Source organism: Persicobacter sp. CCB-QB2 (assembly GCF_001274635.1).
Taxonomy (GTDB): domain Bacteria; phylum Bacteroidota; class Bacteroidia; order Cytophagales; family Cyclobacteriaceae; genus Persicobacter; species Persicobacter diffluens.
This window is the reverse complement of record NZ_LBGV01000001.1, coordinates 1,782,456-1,806,435: the sequence shown is the minus strand read 5'-3', so window position 1 is coordinate 1,806,435 and position 23,980 is coordinate 1,782,456. Positions and strand designations below refer to the sequence as shown.

The following is a 23,980-nucleotide window of genomic DNA, read 5'->3' as shown; positions in this document are numbered from 1 at the left end:
GCTTAGAGGCTGATTTTAAGCGTTGGCAATGATTTGGCAATAGGTAGGGAAAAAGAAACCACTATGAAAATCTCCGACAGCGATCAACGCCTCCTTTCTAAATTATTCGTTTCTGAGGAAAAGCTATGGCAACAGGAATCCGAAGATTTAAAAGGAGTACCATCAGAGCCGGTATTAAGTGAGACCCCTCTTAAGACCACCGACTCATGGAAGAGCGTTAAATTTCTTTATTTTCAAAATACAGATCTTTCTATTCGCTGGATCATACCAGCTCAGGTGAAAGAAGCTTTATTTTTACATTTATACAATGGAAACACCTGGAAAGCAAAATTGGGAAGAGGTCTTGTAAAATCTCTTTATCAAATGAGGGGACAGCAATTAGTCGCCGATGGAAGCTTTTGGCTTTATTACCAAAATGAGGCACCGCTTGCCTCCCGATTTGAAACGAAACAGTACGCCATTTTTACTGGCACGGTTGGCCCCAACCGAAAAGTCATTGCTTTCGCCAAAACAGAGCGCGGTGAGGAGCATTTTTATAAAATTCCTTTGAATGAAAAAAGTGCAGAGTTGGTAAAAAATGAGCATCAGGTGCTAAAAAATCTTAATCATCATGCTTTTGAAATTTTAACTTTTCCGAAGTCTGTTGAAAAAGCTAACGCGCTCAGTCTGAGTAATGGAAGGCAAAGTGGAATGTGGAGTAGCAATGATTTCAGTATGCTTCATTTACAAGCGCTGGCAGAAATGTATGAAGGACGTGTGCATTTTCAGTTTTTATCCGAGAGCAGATTTTGGGACGAATTGGAACAGCTGCTTGAGGCCATTAGCCCTTCCATGCAGTTGCCGGAAAGTTTTAGAATGAAGGAACTGTTAATTGACCTAAGGGAACAGCTGCTGTCACAGGAATATTTGTTGCCTTGCTCCATGGCGCATGGTGATTTTACCCCCTGGAATATGTACCGAAATCAGTCGCAATTGTATTGTTATGATTGGGAACTGAGTATGGCGGAGGCGCCTCTTTTGTTTGATCTCTTCCATTTCGTAATGCAAACGGAAGTGCTGGTGCACCATGCAGATTATGGGAAAATCAGTCAAATGCTACATGCTCTTTCCCAAAACTCCGCTGTACTTCGGATGTGTCAAATCTATGAGATTGATTTTCAATTGCATTTCCGTTGTTATCTGTTGTATCAGATTTCTTATTATTTGAATCTGTATTTAGAGCAGGGAGAATTGCATCAGCAGGCGCACTGGTTATTAAAGATTTGGGAAGAAGCGCTTAGGGAAGAAAATTTATCAACGAAGGAGCTTTGGGAGAATGACCGGATGGTGTTCATTCGTAATTTCTTTCCAAGGATCAGCAATAAAGCTTATGCGGTATTGAAAGCAGCCGGACAATCGGTTAGTGAGTTTCCTTCGACCGCTGATATTGATATGGTCATTGATCCCTCAGAGTTTAAATCCATAAAATCGTTGGTGGAGCGTGACCCGACGATAAAAAAATGCCAGCAAAGGAAGTTTCCGCATTTGATCCAGCTGTTTTTGTATTTTGAAGATGAGAGTTTCCTGCAACTGGATTTCATTCTGCATTTTCAGAGAAAGTCGATCACCTTTTTGTCTGCACGGGAAGTTTTACAAACCGCCAGAACGGCAACGGATGGAGTGAAATATGCAGATGTGGCGCAAGACTGGGCCTATATCTATGGTTTTTATACCTTAAATGGAGCTGATATTCCAGTTCATTATCAAAATTGGTTCAACAGCCTTTTGAGTACGCAGCGGCAATATATCAATCGTTATTTTCAAAATAATTTTAATTGTCGTCCTGAACCGGAAAACGCTCCCCAATATATCGCGGTTTTGAACCGCAAGCAGCCTATATGGAAGAGGATACCAGCAGCTTTCCGCTATCTCGCCTATCTTTTCAAAAGCCTCTTTCGGCAACCTGTTCTTTGGATTAGTTTCAGTGGAGTGGATGGAGCAGGAAAGTCCACCATTATTGAAGAGGTAGCAGGTCAGTTAAGGAAAAAATATCGTCAAAAAGTAGTGGTTCGGCGCCACCGTCCCAGTATCCTTCCTATTTTGAGTCGATGGTCTCTGGGAAAAAGAAAATCACGGGAAAAGGTGTTGTCCCAGCTTCCTCGGGAGGGAAAAAATCAGTCCTTTTGGGTATCTGTGATACGTTTTTCCTATTACTATCTGGATTATTTATTAGGACAATGGTGGGTTTGGCTGAAGGCGGTATTATCCAGGGAAATTGTGCTTTATGATCGCTATTATTTCGATTTTATGTCTGACCCAAAACGGAGTAACCTGGTGGGTATCGAGACCCTGGCCCAATGGGGACACCGCTGGCTGAGGCTTCCACAATTGAACTTCTTCCTGTATGCGCCGGCAGAGGTCATCTTACAAAGGAAGCAGGAACTGTCTCGGGAGACCATTGAAGCACTGACTGCTAATTATAAACAGACATTTGACTATTTGGGTAAATCAGACCCGAAGCATCAGTATTTATGCCTGTCAAATATCTCCAGGGAAGATTCAGTGGAGCAAATTATGCAACAAATTATTAAAAAGCTTTGAGTGATGTGGAAGAGAATAATTGAATCGTTGATCAGAAAGCGGAATCCGCAGTTTGCCTTTGATCCCGCACTTACAGGTGATATGCTCTTAGGGCAATTATGGGAAATTGGTTGGGGAATGATCCGCGGCCTGGGCTGGAACCTCGTTGGCCTTTCCGCCAAAGGATTATTGGCCGGACGTGGCCTGCGTCTAAGCTGCAGGAGCAATATGAAATTAGGCAAATGGGTGAAAATCGGGGACTACGTGCATTTGTCGGCTATGGGGAAATTATCCTTAACGCTGGGAAATGGAGTGGGCATCGGCTCTTTTAGCCGGATTATTCTGAGTACTTCCATGAACCAAATCGGGGCTTACATTCATTTAGAGGATAATGTCAGTATAGGTGAATTTGCCTATCTGGGTGGGGGTGGAGGCCTGACAATCGGTAGGGGAACCATTGTCGGTCAGTATCTGAGTTGCCATCCGGAGAATCATCATTTTGAAAATTTGGATCAGGAAATCCGTCAGCAGGGAGTGAGCCGGCAGGGGATTAGTATAGGAAGAGATTGCTGGATTGGGGCCAAAGTCACCATCACTGATGGTGTGACGATAGGCGACCATTGCGTAATAGCCGCCGGGGCCGTGGTCACTAAATCCATGCCTGCTTATACCGTAATTGGCGGAGTTCCGGCGCGTGTTATTCGATCCAGACAAATAAAGGAAATTGCCTGATGAAAGCATTAGAGAAAAATATTAGGGTGTTGGCGACCACCTATGCCGTGAACCCTTACAAAGGTTCTGAAGATGGGATGGGCTGGAATTTTATTTTACAAATTGCCAGTCATCAGGAGGTGGTTGCGATTACCCGGGAAAATAATCGGGAAGACATTGAAGCCTATCAGTTGGACCATCCCGATGCACGATATGCCCGTATTCGATTTGAATATTTTGATTTGCCCTATTGGATGCGATTTTGGAAGAAAGGAGGGCGGGGCGCCTTATTGTATTATTACCTATGGCAATTGTTTTTGCCTTTATTCATCTGGCAGCGGTCATTGGCTTTTGATGTTTGTCATAATGTAAATTTTCATAATGACTGGACACCTACTTTTCTTTGGGTACTGGGCAAGCCCTTGGTATGGGGACCTGTAGGGCATCACCCGGCTATTCCCACCAATTGTTTGCGCAGATATGGATGGAAACAATGGTTGAGTTATCGCCTTCGGGATGTGGTAAAATGGACTTTGGGGCATTTCGATCCACTCCTTTGGCTTGCCCGCTGGAAGGCCGACCATGTGTTTTGTATGAACTCCAAGGCCTGGTATTGGGGATCTGACAAAAGTTTGATGCCATCGGTGAGTTCTGAACCAAAAAGCTTAAAAATGGAGCAAAAGCAGAAAGGCTTTAAAATTCTTTCTGTGGGTCGTTTTACTCCATTGAAGGGTTTTGATTTGACCATTGCCTCTTTTGCTGCCTTTTTAAAAACCTTGCCCCTGGAAGATCGGGAAAATGTTAGTCTGCAGCTTATCGGGCAGGGGACTTCTGAAGAATTTCTTCGTAATGAAATTCAGCGACTTGGAATTGAAGAAAATGTAGAGGTAATCTCCTGGGTGGATCGACAGCAACTGGATTTGTATTATCAACAAGCTTCCGTTTTTTTATTTCCTTCTCATGAGGGGGCCGGTATGGTAGTCAGTGAAGCTTTAGCTTTTGGTTTACCCATTGTTACCCTTGACTCCAGCGGAGCAGGGGAGTTTATTGATGCCCAATGCGGGTTAACCATCTCCTATGGAGGCTATTCTCAAATGGTCGGTCATCTTTCACAGGCATTGACTACCCTGTTTTCCAATCCCATTTTGCGGGAAGAAATGTCGAAGTCGGCAAAGGAAAGACATCAATCGCTTTTTGACTGGGACCGGAAGGCGGATAAGTTGAAAGGAGTTTATCAAAAAGTATTAGCCGGAAAATCTGGCGCCAGCCTTCCTGAAATGAAAAAGAACCTCATCACCACTTAAAGCAGGGGATTATGAAAGTAAGTGAAAAATTAGAAAATCGGGTTTATTGTCATTTATTTAATGATTATAGCGGGAGCGCAGTGGTGCTTCGGGATCATTTGCAGAAAGAAGTTCAGGAGGGGCGTTCCTGCATGCTGATCACCTCCAATACCAACGGGGTACTTTCCGGTCTGAAAGGCGTAAGGACTTTACATTTCCCTTACCAGCCCGCTTCCAATAAGCTGATCACTTTATTGCGCTTTTTTTGGGCGCAGCTTTGTATGATTTATTTATTATGGCAAAATCGTAAGTGTTTTGAGCAGATTTATATCAATACTTTATTGCCTTTTGGGGCGGCCCTGATGGGCTATGTTTCACAAACCCCCTGGGTTTATCATATCCACGAAACCAGTATTCGCCCGGAGATTTTTAAGCAATTTCTGAAATGGCCTTTGATAGGCGCACAGGAAGTGATTTTTGTCTCGGCTTATTTGGCCAGGGCGGAAGGCCAGGGTTTAACGAATATTCGGGTGATTTATAATGGTTTGTCAGAAGAATTTATGCAGCAATCGGAAGCCCCACGGACCTCAAAGAAAAAGGGTTTTGTTGTGCTGATGTTATGCTCCTTAAAAAAATATAAAGGGGTGGACACTTTTGTAAACCTGGCCGCCTTCCTGCCGGAATACCGATTTAATCTGGTCTTGAATGCCAGTATGGAGGAGGTGGATCAATATTTCCAAAACCGCCCTTCTAACCTTTTTATTTATCCGGCTCAAAAAAATATTCATCCTTTTTACGCAGAGGCTGATCTCTTACTGAACCTGTCTGATCCCGAACAATGGGTTGAAACTTTTGGAATGACACTGTTAGAAGGAATGGCCTATGGTTTACCCTGTATTTGTCCGAATGCCGGCGGGCCATTGGAAGTAGTAGAAAACGGAGTGCAGGGGATATGTTGTGATGTTACGCATATGGCAACGCTTTTGACCCACATCCGGAAATTTGCCCGTGATAAAACCTATTACCGACAGTTATCCGCTGCGGCTAAGGTACGGGCCAATGAATTTACCTCCCGAAAGGGGATGAAAGCAGTTGGCTAATGATATTCAATCGGAATTCTTCGCTACAGCCCTTATGGTCCGTGTGTTTGAGTGGCTTACTGATGCTTTCCAGGCAGAGAGAGGTCTGCATTGGCTTGCTTTCTCCTCATGCATCTGCTTCTTTGGGAAAAATCAGCAATAGGAAAAATTCTGGGTGAACATAGCCAGTGGATTATGAGAGTATAGTGCGTTTTATTTTAATTCTCCACTTTTCAACATATTGTAAATGGTGGATTTTCCGATATCCAACTCACGGGCGGTAGTGATCACATTGCCCTCATTATTGTCTAAGTGATGCTGAAGAATTTTCTGTATGTATTTTTTTAAGGTCATTTTCTCCTCCATCAATTCTGGAAATTCTTCCAATTCCGCAAAAGTAAGGTCATCTGCCTCTATGCAATTTCCATGGGATAGCACCGTGGCCAACTCGATTGCTGAACGTAGTTCACGGATGTTTCCTGGAAAATTATAGCTGAGTAGTTTTTTCTTGGCAAGGGGGCTAAGTGTTTTTTCACCCAAATGATTGTCTTTGCTGAAGGTATTGATAAAATGCTGGGCAAGGAGAATGACGTCATGCCCTCTTTCTCGCAGCGGGGGCAAAACTATGGGTAATCCCCACAGCCGATAAAATAAATCTTTTCGGAAGGCACCTTCCTTGACCGCATTTTTGAGATTCCGGTGAGTGGCCGTAATGATCCGTACATTTAGTTTGACGATTTCATTTCCTCCTACCCGCACGACTTCTTTTTCCTGTAAAACCCTGAGTAATTTGGCTTGTGCGGGTAAGGGCAATTCCCCTATTTCATCCAAAAAAAGAGTGCCTCCCTGTGCTTCTTCAAATTTCCCGATATGGCGTTTTTGCGCGTCCGTAAAGGCGCCTTTTTCATGTCCGAATAACTCACTTTCCAATAAATTTTCCGGAATGGAGGCAATATTGACCGCGATGAAGGGTTTTTGCTTGCGCTTGGAGTTGTAATGAATGGCTTTCGCCAGCACTTCCTTTCCCGTTCCGGTTTCCCCATTGATCATTACCGTGATCTCCGTTTGAATCGCCTTTTCAACCATGGCATAACATGCCTTTAGTGCAGGGCTTTCTCCAATCATCTGATTTTTGAAATGGTATTGTTTCACCACCTCTTTTCTCAGATTCTTGACCTCTTTTAATAACTTTTGCTGTTTTTGTACCCGGTGCATGGCTTGCCATAACCTTTCCGGCGCATCCTCATTTTTGACGATATAATCAAAAGCCCCGGCTTTGAGGATTTCTATGGCGGTATTGACATCTTCCTGCCCGGATACCATGATTACCGGTAATTCTTCGTCGAAGGATTGTATTTTTTTAAGTAAGTTGTCTCCATCCAAATCGGGTAATTCATAATCCAGAGAAATCACATCTGGCAATTCTTCCAGATGACTGATCAATTGTTTGCCAGTGGCGAAATGTTGGACTTCAAATTCTGGATTACGACTCAGGTGGTGACAAAGAAAATTGGCGTACCAGTCGTTATCCTCAACGATAAAAATTTTCATGTAATATTATCCCTTATTTTTCAGGAAAATAACGGCCATGGAAAAGTCAATGTTATAGGGAATGGATGAATGTGATTTTTTTTATAGGAAGTTGAGCTTATCGATATACAATTCATTTTGTAGCGGCTAGTTGCCGAATTTTGAGGATTTGTTTTTGACTAAAATGAGGAGAAACATCAATGACGAAAATCAAAAAAAGAAGCTGATAGAACAGTATACCGTAATTGGTTTCTCCAAAAATGCCAAATTCCGTGAAGGAGTTGATCAGGACGGGAATGAAGACGGCTGTGAAAAACCTTTTCTTATTTGAAGATTTACTTTTGACACAAGCATAGAGGGTTAAGGCTAATTGGCTCAGGCAAATGAAAAAGCCAATAATGCCCAGATTCATCAACACCTGAATAAAAGTATTATGGGTCATTTTTCCGGCGTAAGTATTCACGCTTTGAAAGAAGCCTTCATTGGATATGCGCATAAAGCCAAAGCCCAGCCAGGGTTGCTTAGGGAATCCTTCGGTTAACAAGGCCTTCCAAAAAGGGAGCCGGCCCGTCATGCTCAGCACTTCCTTAAGGTCTCCTTCTTTAATAAAGATAAATTGCACAATTATGGGAATGCTCAGTAATAGTGCCCCAATGACGACCCATCTGAACCAGCGGTTGTTGGTCAGATTGATGGCATAATAACTCACTAAAAGAAAGCCGATCATAGAGGAACGTGATCCGGTAAGGATCAATGCATACAGGGCACAGGCAATTCGGAAATAGTCCCAATAATGATTTTTTTTGGCTTGGAATAATTCCAGATAAGAGGCGGCTATTCCCACTACCGCCAACATTCCTAATTCATTGGGGTTCATTAAAAATCCGCCCAGTCGGGCTACTTCCTGTCCGTGGGTCAGGCGGTAAAAGGTGTCCGGGAAAAACCAGGCGCCCAAAATATTCCAGGCCATCAAAAGGAATACCGCCCTGGAAAGGAGATCACTGAGGCGGATTTCATGCTCCCCGGCATATTGATTGACCAATAGGATTAAGCGGATAAATAGCATGGAGAAAATGAATGTCTCCGTGTCCATAAACCATTGTAGCGCCGAATAGGCTACATCGGTACTCCACAGAAAGGAGAAGAGGGCCAGTAGTAAATAGGTGCAGTATCCCCAAAATACCAGACTATTGGATTGCCGAAAATTTGCGGCATAGCCTTTAGCCTGATAGTGAAAAATGAGGAAGGCCGTAGTGCCGGTGCAGGCCATCCGGATTAATATTTTTAGTCCTCTGGTAATGGTAATATTCTCCGAGAGGGTAAAAAATCCCAGAATTTTCAGGCCCAGAATCACAATGAGCCATGGGATAAGGTGATTCACCGGAAAGGTAGGTTTCTGAAGGGCGGGGATTTTCATAGGGCGGCATAGATTTTTGAAAATCGCTGGGCAATCTGCTTCCAGTTGAACTGTTCCGCAACGGTTTTGCCCGCATTTTTTCGCATGCTGAAATACTCCTCAGTCTGCCACTTTCCGGCAGCAAGTTCCATGCTTTTTTGAATGGCTTTCGCTTTGGTTTGCGTAATTTCCATGCCACAGTTTTCGTCCAATACGGTGGAAAGAATATTGGTGGCCGGAGTGACTAAAACCGGAATTTCTAACCCCAAAGCTTCTAATACGGCATTTGGAAAGCCCTCATATCGGGAGGGGTGGCAGAAGTAATCCATTTGCGAAAGCAGCTTGATTTTTTCGGCTCCGTATTGCGCGCCTAGGAATTTTACATTGTCGGTTATTTTTAATTTTTCTGCTCTGGCTTTGAGTTTGGAACTCTCTTCACTGTCCCCGATCAACCATAGTTCGGAAGGTTGTGGGCTGTTTTTACTGTAAGCTGCAAAACCATCCACTAATTCATTTAGCCCTTTTACATAGATTTTAAGTCGGCCGCAGAATCCAAAAACCAGCGTTTCTTTTTGTGCCGGATAGGGCGTTGCCTGCGCCTCTGCCTCATAACCGTTAGGAACCAGCACCACTTTGGCCGGATTGGCCAGGTGGATGATATGGTCTTTTTCACTTTGTCCGAGTAAGTGCAGACACTGTGCATTCTCCACCACCTTTTTGTCGAATAGCTTAAAATAGATGCGTTTTCGCCATTTAGATTTTTTCAGTGCTTCTGCGTTGTAGCTACCATGAGGCGTGAAAATATAGGGGTATTTCCATTTTTGAAGTAAACTCGACATCCGAAACATGTCTGGTATAAAGCCCCCGTGTAAATGAAAGACCACCTTTTCTTTTTGGGGTAAAGTACTCAAAGCCTGATTTATTTTTCCGTCGAGTTTTTTCCAAAACGGATGCGATTGAAAATACCGACAGGGAAAGGGGCGGTTCGGGCCGGCAATATCCGGGCTTGGAGTGATGCCCCATATTTCAATATCATAACCAAGTTCAAACTGAGCTTTAGTCAGGGCATCAACTACGCGATTTACACCATTGAGCCGATCCGGATTGGCTTTGCCTAATATGAAGTGGATGATTTTCATAATTAATTATGTTCAGGGCTTTTATTTAAGGCGGAAAGATTGTTTTTGGTCGCTTGAGATACTTCCTTTATCCGATGGGACCAAAAAATTAGACCCAGCAGCAGGCTGCTTGCCATCAGGAATTGGGCAGCTCCCAGTCCGATCAGCAACCCCTTTATTTCAAAATTTTTCAGGAGCCAGGGAGCTATGGAAATACTGAACAGGGAGACGATAATATTCGAAAGCAGAATCAAACCGTTTTGTGAAAAACAGCGGGCGGCAATTTTTAATTCCAGGCTCCACAAGCCCAAAAGCGAAAGGGCTGCCATGGGGGCGATCCAATGCGCAAAAGTGGCGTAAGTTTTTCCATACACCCCTATCATTAATGATTCTCCAAACATCCAGGCCAGCAGACATACGAATATGATGAGGACAGAGGGGAGCAGACTTTCCCTGATGAGCACCTGCGCCCATTTTTTTTCTCCGGGTAGTTTTTTCATCCAGCGGAAAGGAAGGTAATTGTCTATGGCCATCATTCCGATATTAAGTAGTCCGGTCAGGTTTTGTACCAGGCGAATGCCGGAAAACAGAAAGGGAGCCAGTAAGGTACCGGCAGCCACCCAGAAGGCATTTCCGGAAAACCACTGAAAAACAGCGGTGGCCATTAGGTATCGGGCATAAATCCAGTGTTTTTTCCAGGGCAATTGATGCAAAGCCGCCGGCCGGACCTGCGGGAGGTGAAAATAGCTCACCATACTTCCTGACAATAAGGCCAAAGCCAGGAGATAGAGAATATAATCGTAGTGGAGCTCTTGCAATAGAATGAGGCCTGAAATACCACCGATACAAAGGAGGCTGAAGGTGATGACACTTCTCCACTGGCCCTTTTTGTTTTGGTGCATAATGAGTAAATGCCGGAAAAAATAAAAGGCATTATAGGAGAATGCCCAGCACAGGAGCGGCAGGTGAGCCTGCCGGTTATGGGTGAGGGCATCATAACCCACTAGAAAGAGCTTGAAGCCGATTAGGAACAGGAGTTGGAAAATGACAAAAAAACTGATGAATTGCGTCTGGGTGCTTCTTTTGCCGTTTTTTTCAGAAAAGTAGGAAAGGGGCTGAAGCAGGTAAGCCTGCAGGAGGGCAAAGCCAAATAAGACCCAAAGAAAAGAGAGGGCATATTGGGCAAAGGTTTCCGCGCTGGCATATCTTCCCAATAAAATAGTGAGCAGGAAGCTGTTCAGGCTCAAAAGTGCCTGTTCGCCCAGCTTTTCTGCTTTCGATTTTATTTGAAGAAGCACTTTCATTTTTTGGAAAAGCCGGCTATACTGTTTTTAAATTTTGCGATGAGCGACCGGCGATAAGATTGTTGGTCGTTGAACACTGTTTCTAATTGTTTCAGTTGGTATTTGTTTTTGAAATAGGAGATGTCCTCTAATTTACTGATAGGGGTATGGTTATAGCGGATAAGATAAAGAATGCATTGACACTCCTGAAGAAAAACAGTCATCAGGGAGTCGGATTTCAAAGGAGGGAAGTCCACTATGATCAGGTCAAATTTTTGAGCCAGAGAAGCAAGGCGTTGCTTAAAGTTGGGGTGGAGAAATAGCTGTTCTTCTGAAGGGTAATTCCCCAGATTCATAAAACTGATGTTTTCTTTTTTATTGGCCATTATTTCGCTCTGTGGACTTTGAAGGTATTCCCAAAGTCCCTTAGCTGATTTTTTTTTCGGGTCTAAATTACATCGGATAAATAGAACGTTTTGCTGTAACTGGTTGAGCTGTAAACATAATTTCTGACTGATAAAACTCTTTCCTTCTTTTGCCCCTGAGGAGGTGACCGCCACCATGTTTCCTTTTTGCAAACTCCCCTGCTGATATAGCGTATTGAGTAATCCCCTGATTTCGATTTCTCCTTTAGGCATATGTGGAATTGTGGCCAGTACCGCTTGATCCGAATATTTTTCAATGGTGGAAATTTCCTCCACCTTTCCGTAAAAGAACTGTCTGAAATAAACAATTACCAGTCCTGTCACCAGCCCCAGGAAAATGGAAACCACTAATACCAGCGTTATATTGGGTGAACTGGCTTTTCGAGGTGTTTTTCCCTCTTCCAGTATTCTGTGAAATGCGATGGTGGCATGCCTGGAGATTTCCGCTTCTATACGTTTTTCATTCAGGAAATTATAGCTGTTCTGTAGTAGCTGGAAGTCTCTTTGTAAAATTACCAGTTGCCTTTCCTTGGAAGGTAAAGTCTCAAATTGCCTTTCTGCCTCTTGTACTTCTTTGGCGATAGAGGCTCTTTTAATCGCAATTTCCTTTTGATTTTGGGCAATACTCCTTTTTATATAGCGCAGAATATCCGATATGTTTTGATCGATATTTTGCACTTCTTCATGCTGGGGTCCATAGCGGGTCAACAGTTCTCTTTTCTCCGCCCGGTAGGTTTCCAGGCGTTTGATAAGGTCTGTGAAAAGCAAACCCACGGTCATATTGGTATTCAGGGACAATGTTTCCAGGCGTATGGTGTCCGACTGCACATTTTTATTGATACTATCCAGAGACGCCATTTCCATATCCAGATTGGCTAACAGGGTTCGTAACTGAGCGGTTCTTCTGAGACCGGTTTCTGTTTCCTGCCGGGTATTAACAATGCCATTTTTCAATCGGAAGCTTTCTATATTGGCTTCGGCTTTTTGAAGCTGAATCCCCATGTCCTTTATTCTCTGATCTAAAAAAGTGAGTGTTTTTTGTGAAGCCCCAATTTTATACAGGATATAATCTTCGATATATACTTCGCAGAGGGTATTTACTATCATTGGAGCTTTTTCCGGTACCGGAGAGGTATAGGCAATTCTTAATATGGGAATGTCCTCGGCCTGTGGGGTGATTTGTAAATTTTCTTTGATGAGCTGAATTTCCTGCTCCCGGGAAAGGATTTCAAAAAAGAAGGTGTCCTTCAAATTTGGTGCTTTTTGTTTGGCCCAAAAAGATTGATTTTTTCTGATGATCCATTGAAAATTTGGGTTTTTCAGTATATCATCCCAGCTCCCTTTTTGGGTGATGAAGCCTCCTCCTTCCGGGATTTTTAATTCGAAAGTATCTGGTGAGGTAAAATGGAGTTGAATTTTTTTATTATGAAGTGAAGGGGAGGTGTCCAGATTAACCAATAAAAACGGGCTGTCGTAGTAAAGTTCTTTTGTCTTAATAAGCCCCTTTCTGTAGTACATTTGCTGGAAGTCCAGCTTTTCCGCCACTTTTTCCAAAATTTGGAAAGATTTCATGGTCTCTATTTCGGTCTCAATGTTCTTCTTGCTGGAGAAGTAATCCAAATCTTTGTAAAGGTTATTTTCGGTAAACCCACTTTTGTCATCCAGCCTTAGGATAGCTACGCTCTGGAATTGAGCAGTAGAATACAATAAACTTCTTTGTCCCAGAAGAAAAGCAAGGAGTATGCAGACCGCAATGATGCCTGAACCCCGGATTATCGGTCGGAGGATTTTTAATATTTCCGAGCTTTCATTCATTGTACTGAAATTAGAACCGCAATGGCCGTGATTACACTTGCCAATGCGACGATTAACGGGGTTTTTTTGTCTACCGTTTTCCCTCCTTTGGTAGGGACATAAATGATATCTCCATGGTAAAGCCACATTTGGGCTTGTTGCCGATCGGTGGTTTGAGTGAGGTCAATTAAAAACTGTTTTTGTTGATGGTTTATGGTTCTGATTATCTTTATGTGACGGGTGTCCGCATAGAAATCAAAACCCCCGCTTTGCGCCAGGGCTTCCACCAGAGTATTACGCTCTTTTTCTAATAAAATGGTGCCTTGTTGCATTACTTCACCCAGGATATTAACCTCCCTGTTGAGCACCTTGATGGTGAGAATGGGGTCTTTGAGCCATGGGCGGTAGGCGGAAGTGATGAGGGCATTGGCTTCCTGAGTGGTCAGGCCTTTTACCTGTAGTTTGCCCACTTTAGGTAACAAGATAAATCCCTCCTGATCGACCATGGTCCATTTTCCATAAACTTCATTGGAATTATAAATTCCGAAAATGGAACCAATGCTTAGATCATCATGATTCCAGATGCTCAGACTAATTTTGTCATCTGCCTGGAGGAGATGAAGCGGTAATGCCTGACAATCCTCAATAAATTCTTCTATCCCCATAGGCGGGGTGGCACTGTCAAATAATTTTCTGGTTTGACAGGATAATAGGTTGGCAAACAATAAAATGAGACAGGCCCATTTGGTTGAGGTTTTCATGAAAAAATATAATTTATCACAGTTTGTTTAACGAAACTCTTTAGAATAAGTGATCTAGGATTTGCCTGAATTATTTAAAGTGCAATATTTTTAGATGACTTTAATTTATTTATTGGGTATGAACGGTTGGATTTCGGAATATTTAGCATTTTCAACTGTCTGTTTCTTGTTGGTATTGATCTTTGGGCCAGCGCTAGCCAGGGGTTGAAAGCATCGTTTGATGGTCCAAATCATAGAAAAATATAGACCCACCAAGGAGAGAATCGCGAACCAGTGAGAAAAATCTTGCAGCAGCATACACATTAAAATGCACAGGGTCTGAAAAGCAACAATGGTTAAAGTTGCCTGCGGCACATTGATGTATTTCAAAAGGATATGGTGAAGGTGAGTTTTATCCGGTTTCAGGGGGGAGTTTCCTTTTAACATTCGTTGTCCAAAAACCCGCAGCATATCCATTACCGGTAAGCTGAAACATCCAACGGCCACCTGAAAATAATATGCTTCTACTGGCGCCATTGGGCCTTGTACCAGTCTGAGCCCTCCGTAGGCTATTGTAAAACCCAGAAGCATGGATCCTGAATCTCCCATGAAAATTTTGGAAGGTGCCCAATTCAGGCTGAGGAAAGGAACTAAAGCAGCCATCATGGCTAACATCAAAAGCGCCGCTTGCATATCATTGACTAAGAAAAGGCAGAAAGCCAAACAAGCCATCACCACCAGTGCTAAACTTCCTGCGAGTCCATCAATGCCATCCATCAAATTAAAGGCATTCGTGCTGGCGACAATGAATAGGGTAAATAACATCCACACAAGCGGGAAGGGAAGATGCTGAAGAAACAAAAGGCCTGGGGTAAGCGCCGGGTTTTCAGCCAGCGGGAATGCAATTATGGCAGCTAAGCTCAATTGCCAGAATAATCGAAGCAGTGCGCTTAAAGGTCGGTAATCATCCCATAAACCCATCAAAAATATGCCACTTGCACATAATAGAAAAGTCTTGGGAAGATGGTCTGACTGCAGGGAGATGTTCATCATCATGAAAGCCAAATACAAGGCAATTCCCCCGAGCAGGCTTTGATGGATAAATGCACCTTGCGCTGATTGGGTTTATCCAGTAGCCCTATTTCGTATTTAAAATGTAATAGAAAATGCAAGATAAGGGCACTGATGGTCGAAGTTAATAAGAACTGAAGTGGTAACATCACGATGAGATTTTAAGAATTATGCCAGTTTTTGAGCAGGTTCCGGAATGGTTTGGGAAGTTTCCCAGGGTTGAATGAGATGTTGGGGGATGGGGTAGGTGAAAATTTCCGGTTTCTGATAGTCCTCCATAATGCCATTGATGAGGCTTGTATATTGTTGACTAATTTGAGCCCATTGGTAATGGGTTTGGGCAAGGTCGTACATCCTGTGGCTACATTGTTGATATTCCTCTTTTGTGAGTCTTTGTAGCAAGTCATTCAAAGATTGATGATCTTTAAAATAAAAGGCCTGCTCATTGGTCGTACAGCGGTTATAGATCACGTCAAAAGCAATAATGGGTAAGTTCAAATTCATTGCTTCTACCAAAGAAGGATTGGTGCCACCGGCACTGTGCCCGTGAATGTAGCAGAAACAGCGGCTTCGAATAAGATTTAGGGGCCTGTTCTCATAAATAGGATCGAGTAAATGTAAATGGGAATGACCTCTATAAATTTGCTTTAATTTTTGGCCGTAGGGACTATTATCCCAATTGCCAACCAACACCAACGGCATATTTTCCTGGGTGGAGAAGGCTTCTAAAATTAAATGGATATTGTTCTCCGGCTCGATGCGACAAACACCAAATGCATAGGGCTTCTGAAGGAAGGGGAAATTTTGAAAATCCTGTGCATTGGCAATCACCTTTTCCGCCTGATCTCCACCATAGGCGATGCAGGCGCTGAGGGTTCTGTAGCGTAAGGCAGTATATTTACGGATGGCTTCATTATCGGCAATATCTGCATCAGAAAAACGTACGGCTACCATTTCGGCAAATTTCAAATAGGCTTTTGCCAGCGGATGCCATTTGGCTCTTTTCCACTCCAATCCGTCAATGTGAACAATGACTTTTTTATTTCTGAATAATTTCACAAAAGGAAGAATGATACAGCCGGATACCCCAAGAATGAGCAAGACATCGGCAAAGAAGAGCGCATGAATGATAGATAGGATATCGTAAAGAATGCTTTGTACCCCGTTGGCTTTCAGCGGGAGGTATACTAATTTGGCATTATTCCAATTTCTTGGTCTTTCTCCTTTCGGGTAATGGTGCGCACTGCAATAGACCGTAAAGTCAAATTGTTGGTTAAGATGAAGCACCAGTTGATGTACCAGGGTTTCAAATCCTCCGTAGCAAGCGGGAACTCCCACGGTTCCGATAACGGCTATTTTTTCTTTCATAAGGCCAAAGCATTTTCTTATGCTATTCTATTGACCAAATTGATTCCAGTTTTAAATATTTTTAAAAATAGGCTTTCAGAGTTTCGCAGGAGTGTTTTTGAGAAGGTGTGGATTACCAGGGAGGTTTTTGAATTGGAAGATTTCCAAAATTTGGAAATAGCAGCACTTGCTAAATGGTATAATACGCTTTATTTTTTTGATTTAAATAATAACGTAGGAATTTAGAAGTGAGCGGTTGAAAGGAAACGAGCGAGATTGGTGCTCCCAATTGTTGGAAGTTCTTCTGCTAGGAGGGTGGTAAATAGGACTTTTGTAGGTTTTGTTAAGGTTTATTTATTGGATTTGAGTTAATCCAATTTTTTGGGAATTCTTTTAAAATAAGTAGGGGCGTTTTGGTAACCTCTGATCTTTTAGATGGTTAATAAACAAAAGACCTGTGTTATGAAAAAATTGAATTATTCTATTTTACTCTCTGTTTCCCTGATTTTTTTGGTGGGTATTATGGCCATGAATCCCAAAAAGAAAAAGGAAAATCCACTGATGGGTTCATGGGAAATGTCTTCTTTTAAATATGGTGCTGATCCTGATTTTTCAGAACTCCCTCAAATGATGAAGTATGTGAAACACATCACGGAAGACCATTTTACCTGGGTTTCTTATTCTCCTAACGATGGAAATGTGGTCGGGACCGGAGGAGGAACTTATGATCTGACCGATGATTTTTATACGGAGCATATTGATTTCTTTCAGCCCTCCGGTTCGAAATTAGCCGGTACCTCTGTTAAATTTAAGTACACGGTAAAGGGCAATGAATGGCGGATATCAGGCTATGTACATAATGTACAGATGGATCCTAACTCCGGCAAGTATGTGGTGGTTGATTCTACTTTACTGGAAGAAATCTGGCACAGATTATAAAAGCAATAATTTTATTTGTCATAAGAAGCTCCTGAACAGGGGCTTTTTTTATTTAGGGTATATCAGGATTGCGGTTTTTAGATTAAAGGGATAAATATTATGTTTGCCCTACATTTAAAAATTACATCTAATGAAAAAATACCTATTGACTGTCTTGACCATGCTAATGGTGACTTTTGCGGTCAGCGCACAGGAGACGAACTGGAGAAAAATTTATAATCCTTCTATTAATGGTGAGGAGCAAATCGCTGCCGCTGTAAATCAGGCAAAAAAAGAAGGTAAAAAAGTATTGGTGCAGGTCGGGGGCAATTGGTGTAAATTCTGTATCCGATTGAATAAATATGTCATGACGGATGCTGAATTGAAAAAGATGATTGATGATAATTACGTTTATGTGCACCTGAACTACAGCAAAGAAAATAAAAACGAAGCCTTATTGGAGAAATGGGGAAATCCTAACGAACACGGTTTTCCGGTTTATGTCTTTTTGGATGAAAACGGAAAGTTGACCAATGTACAAGAGACGGGCAGTCTGGAGGAAGGAGAGACTTACAATAAAGGAAAGTTAGAAAAGGTATATCGCGAAAATGCCGGATAATAAAAAAGCCGATCAGTGATGATCGGCTTTTTTATTACTTTGTTTTTTCTTTTCCTGTGGGTTTGAGGTCTTTGGTAGATTCCACAAAGCATTCAATGCCATCTGACAGCTTATCGCCATAGGAGCCTTTTAGGTCCAAATCCCGGTTTTTTCCGTCATAGTGAATTCTGGCTTTGGTGACCATTTTGGCCCGAAACATATCTACCAATTCTTTATCAATTTTAAAGGCCATCAAATAGGGGTTGATCGCCACCGGCCCTGCATATTGATATCTTTTTATTTTTCCGGCCCTGGTTTTTACTGCCAGATAAGGGTTCTGATAAGGTCTTAGCGTAAGGTCATCCATCACTTCTTTTAAAACGGAAACGTACACGTATACTTCTTTCCCTTTGGTGGGGTATTGATAAGAAGCAAAAGTTAATTTGATATTTCCCATGGGTGCCACTGAAATTTGGCCGGTTTGTACGATGTCGACATCTTCAAAGTCGTCATGGCCTTCTACACATTGTGCATGGCTAAAATTGAAATAGGCATAAAACCCAAAAATCAACAGGAATGAGCAAATATTTTTCATAATCGGTTTATTTCCTTCTTAATCGAATAGAACACAATTTATAAAAAAATATAATAAAAGCGGATTTGTATGGATGCTTTGAGGTTTTTTTATAAAAAATAGCACCCGATTAGGGAAAAAGGACAACAAAACGGCATAAAAAAGCCCCGTTCGTTATTCAAACGGGGCTTGTCTCTTTATTTTTCGCGATTAATAACAATCGTGGCAAAATCTGAAAGGTAAGTTTTCTGCTGCTCATTTAGTGGCATGCTTTCCAGTATACCGAATGCTTCTTCAAAACTACTTTGCATCAGTTGCTCCGTAATGTTTTTAATGTCCAGCTGATTATAAATTTCAGTTACAGCTTTCACTTTATCTTCCGCAATTGGATTTTCATGTGCAATCCATTTTTCCAATTCCGCTGCCAACTCACCGCTTGCTAATTCTTTGGCTTTTATCAACAAATAAGTCTTTTTGTTTTCAATAATGTCTCCACCAACCTGCTTCCCAAATTTGGCCTGATCACCGTAAACATCCAGCAAGTCGTCTTTTAACTGAAAGCCGATGCCTAATTTTACCGCGAAATCATATAAACCGGATTGAATTTCCTCAGGGGCTTTCGCCACCATTGCACCCAATTGTAGTGCCAGCCCCAAAAGTACGGCCGTCTTTTGGCGGATCATGTCCAGATATTCCTCAGCGGTGACATCATCACGGCTTTCGAAATTCATATCTTTCTGTTGCCCTTCGCAAACTTCCGTGGCATTGGCATTGAAAGCTTTCAGGGCTGCCGGCAATATTTCAGGATCCAATTCCAACAGGTGATCATAAACCTTGATCATCATCACGTCTCCACTCAGAATGGCAATATTATCATTCCATTTAGTGTGGACGGTTTCCTTTCCTCTTCTCAAAGGCGCCTTGTCCATGATGTCATCATGTACCAGGGTAAAATTATGGAAAGTTTCCACTGCCATGGCCGGGGCAATAGCCGGACGAATATCATCATTGAAAAGGCGATAACCTAAAAGGGTAAGCAAGGGGCGCAGTCTTTTGCCGCCCAAACTCATGATGTATCCTATTGGTTCGTATAATTCTTTGGGTTCCTCTCCCCACTGGTGCGCTTTGATTGCTTTGTCAATGGTTTCAATCAAAGGATTTAAAATATTATTCATGTTCCTTTTGTGAAAAAATAAGGTCGATTGTTCTTCTGTTAATGTCGGTGTGTTTTACCCGAACATACACTTTGTCTCCCAGGCTGAACATTTGCTTATTATGACGGCCTATGATACGCATATTTTTTTCATCGTATTCATAATAATCGTCATCCATGTCCATCATGCGAACCATTCCCTCGCAGCGGGTTTCGGTGATTTCTACAAAAATACCAAACTCCGTCACGCCGGTAATCACGCCTTCATAAGCCTTTTCAGGGGCATTTTCCATGAATTCCACCTGCTTGTATTTGATGGATGCGCGTTCCGCTTCAGCGGCTCTTTTTTCCCGGTCAGAGGAATGCTCACATTCAGTTTCGTATTCCGGTGCTGATACCGATTTTCCTCCATCCAGATAGTGTTGCAATAATCGGTGCACCATCATATCCGGATAACGGCGAATAGGGGAAGTGAAGTGCGAATAATGGTCAAAGGCCAGTCCAAAGTGCATCAATGGCTCGGTGGTGTAAATCGCCTTCGCCATGGAGCGGATCGCCAATTGTTCCAAAACATTTTGTTCCGGCTTGCCCTGAATCTCCGCCATCAGCTTATTTAATTCCTTGGAAACGCCGGTTTCACTCGTTTTGAACTGGTGGCCGAATCGTTTGGCAAAAGATCCGAAACTTTCCAGTTTTTCCGTATTTGGATAATCGTGGGTTCGGTAGACAAAAGTTGGAGATTTGGCGTCTCCCTTTTTCTTTGAATTGAAGACAAATTCTGCCACTCGTTTATTGGCCAGCAGCATAAACTCTTCAATCAGTTTATGGGCGTCTTTTCTTTCTTTGGGAATCACCATTAATGGCTTGCCATTTTCATCCAGTTTGAATTTTACTTCAATGGTCTCAAAGGCAATGGCCCCATTGCTGAAACGGCGGTCTTTGATGATTTTCGAAAGGCGGTTAAGCTCAATGATTTCTTCATGGAAATCCCCTTCCTGCGTTTCGATTCTTTCCTGTGCTTCTTCATAAGTGAATCGGCGATCAGAATGAATAATGGTACGACCAAACCATTCTTTTTGAATCTGCGCATTTTCATTCAGTTCGAAAACGGCTGAAAATGTCAGTTTATCTTCATTTGGTCGCAGTGAGCACAGCTGGTTGGAAAGTCTTTCCGGTAACATCGGAATGGTGCGATCCACCAGATAAACCGAAGTTGCACGATCGTAGGCTTCCGCCTGAAGTTGGGTATTCGGCTGAACGTAATGGGTAACATCCGCAATATGCACCCCTACCTCAATATTTCCATTGTCCAGTTTACGAAGGGAAAGAGCATCGTCAAAATCCTTGGCGTCGAAAGGGTCAATAGTGAAGGTGGTGATGTTACGGAAATCACGTCTTTTGCTGATTTCCTCAGCTGAAATTTCATCCGGAATGCGTTCAGCTTCCTTTAAAACACGTTTCGGGAATTCAAAAGGAAGGCCGTATTCCGCCATAATGGAGTGAATTTCGGCTTCGTTTTCTCCTGAAGCACCCAATACGCGGGTCACCGTACCCACCGCGTTTTTATTTCGGTCATCCGACCATTTATCTATTTTGACAATCACCTTGTCATTATGTTTTGCTCCCTTGGTTTTTTCCAATGGCACAAATACATCTTTGTAGATCTTTTTATTGTCGGGAACAACGAAAGCATAGCGGGGAAGAAGCTCAATTTTTCCTACCCAGTCTTTTTTGCTTCGTTCAATGATGTTGGTGACACGACCTTCGGCACGACCTCCACGGGTGGAGGTAATGGCAACTTCTACCTGGTCGCCGTCCAGCGCATCATTTAATTTATCTGTGGTTACTTTGATGTCATCTTCACGGCCTTCAATAATGATAAAAGCGAATCTTGGATTGACATGGTCCACCTTCCCGATTAAGCGGTCGGCGGTATCTTTAGCCTGATAGCGGGCATCTGAAGTAAATATAATATCTCCTTCACCTGCCAGGTCTTCCAAAAAGAAGGCGGCTTTTTGTTTACTCATGCGGTCTTTAAGCAGGAGCTTTCTGCAAAGTTGCTTAACAGACCAGGATTTGGTGGGGTCGCTGTTGAGGAGTTGCAGGATGCGGCTTTCCAGATTTTGGGTAATCCGTTTTTCTCTGGTTTGTCTCTTTTTGAAAACCGCGGTTTTTCTGTTTTTTCTTCCCATATAAAAGATTTCAGCCTGATGGCTGTGAACTATGTTTAATTAACTTACTCCTTGTGGAGTCAAGCGTGTTCCCGGGATTAATTATTTAGAAGTTAAACTTCAGGGCTCAAATCCTCAAAAATTTGGCTTGCAATTTACTAATATTATCAAGAAGCAGGGTAAAGAAATAGTAATTCGTATTTTTTTTTGGTTAATAAATAAATTTTCCTCAAATCTTATTGTTTTTAGAGGAGTAGGGTTGCTGGAGGTTATGGAATTCTATTTTCGGAATAGCTTCCAATAGTCTTTGGGTGTATTGGTGTTTGGGTTTTTCGAAGAGCACCTCTGCAAAATCCTGTTCCACTATTCTTCCTTTGTTCATAACCAATACCCGATCGGAGACGGATTTAATGACCGAAAGGTCATGGGAAATAAATAAAAAGGAGACCTTTAATTCTTCTTTGAGATCCATCAAAAGATTGAGGATCTGCGCCTGAACCGAAACATCAAGGGCAGAAACACATTCATCGCAAATGATGAGTTCCGGCTCTGTAATTAATGCGCGTGCGATCGCGATTCTTTGGCGTTGTCCACCACTAAAAGCGTGGGGATAGCGATATAAAGCATCCTGAGGTAATCCCACTTTTTTAATCCAGATAGCGGCCAGGGCCCATCGATCGGCTTTGTTCTTGCCGATGCCGAATGATTCCAGTGGTTCCATCAGGCAATGCGCTATGGTGTGTCTGGGGTTCAAGGATTGAAAAGGATCCTGAAAGATGATGCCGATTTTTTTTCTGATTGCAAAAAGCTCCTTTTGGCTTGATTCCAGTATATTTCTCCCATTGAAGATAATGCTTCCCTCTGCGCCCTTAACGAGTTGCATCAGAATACGAGCCAGCGTGCTTTTGCCTGATCCGGACTGGCCCACAAGACCTAAAATCTCCCCTTCATACAATTCAAGGCTGACCGAGTGGATCACTTTTTTACGCGTGGCGGAGGACCAGGGGAAGCGTTTAGATGCGTTATAAGCAAAGTTTAAATCCCGAATTTGAATCAGAGGTTTTCGTTTAAAAAATGCTTTTCGCTTAGTTTCCAATGCTTCATCAGTAAGCACCTGCTGAATGATGGCATCTTCTACGGCTTTATATTTGGCCGGATTGCCATTTTGAGGAAGAAAATCATTTAGAGTAGGTAGTCGGTTCATCTTTAGATCCAATCTTGGCCGGCATGCGATGAGTCCTTTGGTGTAGGGCGCCTGGGGATTTTCGAAAATGACATGGGTATCGCCCTGCTCTTCTGTTTGGCCTTGATTCAGTACCAGTATTTTATCCGCTAATTTAGAAACCACGCCTAAATCATGCGAAATGAACAGCATGGAGGTTCCGTACTGTTTTTTTAACCTTTCAAAGGTTTGGATGATCTTATTTTGAATGATTGTGTCCAAGGCAGTTGTGGGCTCATCCGCGACCAATAATCGTGGATGATTCACCATGGCCATGGCGATCAGGATTCGTTGCTTTTGTCCTCCGGAAAGCTGATGGGGATAGGCGGAGAAAATTCTTTCCGGTTCACTAAATGGGATGTTTTCCAGTACTTCAATGGCTTTGGACTTCGCCTCTTTTGGATGAAGCTTTTGGCGCCTTTGTATCGCTTCCAGTAGTTGTTTGCCCACTTTCATCAAGGGATTCAGGGCGGTCATCGGTTCCTGAAAAACCATGGCAATTTCTTTTCCTCTGATTTTCAGGAAATCCCGTTCTCCGAAATTCAATAAATTTATTTTTTCTCCATGGGGCAGATAGTACCAGGCTTCGCCCTCATAATGATGAACCTCCGGCCCGGTCCACAGTCCTAGAATACTGGTGGCCGTTACGGATTTTCCGGAGCCGGATTCTCCTACGATCCCAGAGTTTCTCCTTCCCGGAGGCAAAAGGAAAGATTTTCGACCACTTTTATAGGGCCGGACTGACCATTGAGCGTAATGCTCAGGTTGCAAACCTCTAGCAGAAGTTTCGCTGGATTAGAAATATCCTCAGGCATGGTTGGTGTTGGGTTGGTGTTGCCAATTGGAATGGGCAAATTAGGGGATTTTTATGGAAAAGGAAATCTCAAGGTGAATAAGGCCATTACCTTCTTTGCGAAAAATGCTTTTCCGCTAAATGTTACGGATTAATGAAGGGATTGTCTTGTTAAATTACTAATTTTGCGGACTGATTTAAAAACCGCCTTTAGC

At 42.7% G+C, this 23,980-nt stretch carries 18 protein-coding genes; 6 read left to right on the top strand and 12 right to left on the bottom strand.

Annotated elements, in window-relative coordinates; translation table 11 throughout:
• Positions 1-63 precede the first annotated feature (63 nt).
• The 4 genes from NG22_RS08145 to NG22_RS08130 are packed head-to-tail and all read left to right on the top strand — an operon-like array spanning position 64 to position 5,653.
• On the top strand, positions 64-2,580 hold the full coding sequence (locus NG22_RS08145) for a hypothetical protein (protein ID WP_157600932.1): 2,517 nt from the start codon (positions 64-66) through the stop codon (positions 2,578-2,580).
• Positions 2,581-2,583: 3 nt separating this feature from the next.
• Positions 2,584-3,291, top strand: a complete 708-nt coding sequence (locus NG22_RS18200) for a DapH/DapD/GlmU-related protein (protein ID WP_053405290.1) — start codon at positions 2,584-2,586, stop codon at positions 3,289-3,291.
• Entirely contained in the window at positions 3,291-4,574 is a 1,284-nt protein-coding gene (locus NG22_RS08135; protein ID WP_053405289.1) for a glycosyltransferase family 4 protein, read from the top strand. The genes NG22_RS18200 and NG22_RS08135 overlap by 1 nt, the downstream gene beginning before the upstream one ends.
• A gap of 11 nt (positions 4,575-4,585) precedes the next feature.
• The gene (locus NG22_RS08130) at positions 4,586-5,653 is read left to right on the top strand and encodes a glycosyltransferase family 4 protein (protein ID WP_053405288.1); all 1,068 of its coding nucleotides are present in this window, start codon (positions 4,586-4,588) and stop codon (positions 5,651-5,653) included.
• Positions 5,654-5,845: 192 nt separating this feature from the next.
• Here NG22_RS08130 and NG22_RS08125 read toward each other — a convergent pair whose 3' ends face one another.
• The 8 genes from NG22_RS08125 to NG22_RS08090 form a co-directional block, all read right to left on the bottom strand.
• Positions 5,846-7,183: a sigma-54 dependent transcriptional regulator gene (locus NG22_RS08125; protein WP_053405287.1), complete on the bottom strand. Its 1,338-nt coding sequence runs from the start codon at positions 7,181-7,183 to the stop codon at positions 5,846-5,848.
• 112 nt (positions 7,184-7,295) lie between these two features.
• A complete protein-coding gene (locus NG22_RS08120) occupies positions 7,296-8,579 on the bottom strand; it encodes an O-antigen ligase (protein ID WP_053405286.1) in 1,284 nt (427 codons plus the stop codon).
• A complete protein-coding gene (locus NG22_RS08115) occupies positions 8,576-9,697 on the bottom strand; it encodes a glycosyltransferase family 4 protein (RefSeq protein ID WP_053405285.1) in 1,122 nt (373 codons plus the stop codon). The genes NG22_RS08120 and NG22_RS08115 overlap by 4 nt, the downstream gene beginning before the upstream one ends.
• 2 nt (positions 9,698-9,699) lie before the next feature.
• Positions 9,700-10,980, bottom strand: a complete 1,281-nt coding sequence (locus NG22_RS08110) for a hypothetical protein (protein ID WP_053405284.1) — start codon at positions 10,978-10,980, stop codon at positions 9,700-9,702.
• Entirely contained in the window at positions 10,977-13,199 is a 2,223-nt protein-coding gene (locus NG22_RS08105) for an exopolysaccharide transport family protein (protein ID WP_053405283.1), read from the bottom strand. The genes NG22_RS08110 and NG22_RS08105 overlap by 4 nt, the downstream gene beginning before the upstream one ends.
• On the bottom strand, positions 13,196-13,939 hold the full coding sequence (locus NG22_RS08100) for a polysaccharide biosynthesis/export family protein (RefSeq protein WP_053405282.1): 744 nt from the start codon (positions 13,937-13,939) through the stop codon (positions 13,196-13,198). Before NG22_RS08100 ends, NG22_RS08105 begins: the two co-directional genes overlap by 4 nt.
• A 105-nt stretch (positions 13,940-14,044) precedes the next feature.
• Positions 14,045-14,974: a glycosyltransferase family 4 protein gene (locus tag NG22_RS08095; RefSeq protein ID WP_157600931.1), complete on the bottom strand. Its 930-nt coding sequence runs from the start codon at positions 14,972-14,974 to the stop codon at positions 14,045-14,047.
• 183 nt (positions 14,975-15,157) lie between these two features.
• A complete protein-coding gene (locus tag NG22_RS08090) occupies positions 15,158-16,357 on the bottom strand; it encodes a DUF1972 domain-containing protein (RefSeq protein ID WP_072159052.1) in 1,200 nt (399 codons plus the stop codon).
• Between the two features lie 441 nt (positions 16,358-16,798).
• Between NG22_RS08090 and NG22_RS08080 the strand changes: the two genes are divergently transcribed.
• Complete coding sequence (locus tag NG22_RS08080) at positions 16,799-17,275, top strand: hypothetical protein (protein ID WP_053405279.1); 477 nt, start codon at positions 16,799-16,801, stop codon at positions 17,273-17,275.
• Between the two features lie 130 nt (positions 17,276-17,405).
• Positions 17,406-17,873 (top strand): thioredoxin family protein, encoded by a 468-nt coding sequence (locus NG22_RS08075; protein WP_053405278.1) that lies wholly within the window; start codon positions 17,406-17,408, stop codon positions 17,871-17,873.
• 34 nt (positions 17,874-17,907) lie between these two features.
• Here the strand turns inward: NG22_RS08075 and NG22_RS08070 are convergent, their stop codons facing one another.
• From NG22_RS08070 to NG22_RS08055, 4 genes are all read right to left on the bottom strand, one after another.
• On the bottom strand, positions 17,908-18,447 hold the full coding sequence (locus NG22_RS08070; protein ID WP_053405277.1) for a hypothetical protein: 540 nt from the start codon (positions 18,445-18,447) through the stop codon (positions 17,908-17,910).
• Positions 18,448-18,623: 176 nt separating this feature from the next.
• Complete coding sequence (locus tag NG22_RS08065; protein WP_053405276.1) at positions 18,624-19,601, bottom strand: polyprenyl synthetase family protein; 978 nt, start codon at positions 19,599-19,601, stop codon at positions 18,624-18,626.
• Positions 19,594-21,771, bottom strand: a complete 2,178-nt coding sequence (rnr, locus tag NG22_RS08060; RefSeq protein ID WP_053405275.1) for a ribonuclease R — start codon at positions 21,769-21,771, stop codon at positions 19,594-19,596. The genes NG22_RS08065 and rnr overlap by 8 nt, the downstream gene beginning before the upstream one ends.
• A gap of 208 nt (positions 21,772-21,979) precedes the next feature.
• Positions 21,980-23,743: an ABC transporter ATP-binding protein gene (locus tag NG22_RS08055; RefSeq protein WP_082305023.1), complete on the bottom strand. Its 1,764-nt coding sequence runs from the start codon at positions 23,741-23,743 to the stop codon at positions 21,980-21,982.
• Between the last annotated feature and the right edge of the window lie 237 nt (positions 23,744-23,980).

Coding starts and splice junctions, on each gene's coding strand:
- NG22_RS08110 (WP_053405284.1), bottom strand. CDS start 10,980: ATGAAAGTGCTTCTTCAAATAAAATCGAAAGCAGAAAAGCTGGGCGAA.
- NG22_RS08090 (WP_072159052.1), bottom strand. CDS start 16,357: ATGAAAGAAAAAATAGCCGTTATCGGAACCGTGGGAGTTCCCGCTTGC.
- NG22_RS08130 (WP_053405288.1), top strand. CDS start 4,586: ATGAAAGTAAGTGAAAAATTAGAAAATCGGGTTTATTGTCATTTATTT.
- NG22_RS18200 (WP_053405290.1), top strand. CDS start 2,584: ATGTGGAAGAGAATAATTGAATCGTTGATCAGAAAGCGGAATCCGCAG.
- rnr (WP_053405275.1), bottom strand. CDS start 21,771: ATGGGAAGAAAAAACAGAAAAACCGCGGTTTTCAAAAAGAGACAAACC.
- NG22_RS08080 (WP_053405279.1), top strand. CDS start 16,799: ATGAAAAAATTGAATTATTCTATTTTACTCTCTGTTTCCCTGATTTTT.
- NG22_RS08125 (WP_053405287.1), bottom strand. CDS start 7,183: ATGAAAATTTTTATCGTTGAGGATAACGACTGGTACGCCAATTTTCTT.
- NG22_RS08065 (WP_053405276.1), bottom strand. CDS start 19,601: ATGAATAATATTTTAAATCCTTTGATTGAAACCATTGACAAAGCAATC.
- NG22_RS08115 (WP_053405285.1), bottom strand. CDS start 9,697: ATGAAAATCATCCACTTCATATTAGGCAAAGCCAATCCGGATCGGCTC.
- NG22_RS08070 (WP_053405277.1), bottom strand. CDS start 18,447: ATGAAAAATATTTGCTCATTCCTGTTGATTTTTGGGTTTTATGCCTAT.
- NG22_RS08135 (WP_053405289.1), top strand. CDS start 3,291: ATGAAAGCATTAGAGAAAAATATTAGGGTGTTGGCGACCACCTATGCC.
- NG22_RS08145 (WP_157600932.1), top strand. CDS start 64: ATGAAAATCTCCGACAGCGATCAACGCCTCCTTTCTAAATTATTCGTT.
- NG22_RS08100 (WP_053405282.1), bottom strand. CDS start 13,939: ATGAAAACCTCAACCAAATGGGCCTGTCTCATTTTATTGTTTGCCAAC.
- NG22_RS08120 (WP_053405286.1), bottom strand. CDS start 8,579: ATGAAAATCCCCGCCCTTCAGAAACCTACCTTTCCGGTGAATCACCTT.
- NG22_RS08095 (WP_157600931.1), bottom strand. CDS start 14,974: ATGATGATGAACATCTCCCTGCAGTCAGACCATCTTCCCAAGACTTTT.
- NG22_RS08075 (WP_053405278.1), top strand. CDS start 17,406: ATGAAAAAATACCTATTGACTGTCTTGACCATGCTAATGGTGACTTTT.
- NG22_RS08105 (WP_053405283.1), bottom strand. CDS start 13,199: ATGAATGAAAGCTCGGAAATATTAAAAATCCTCCGACCGATAATCCGG.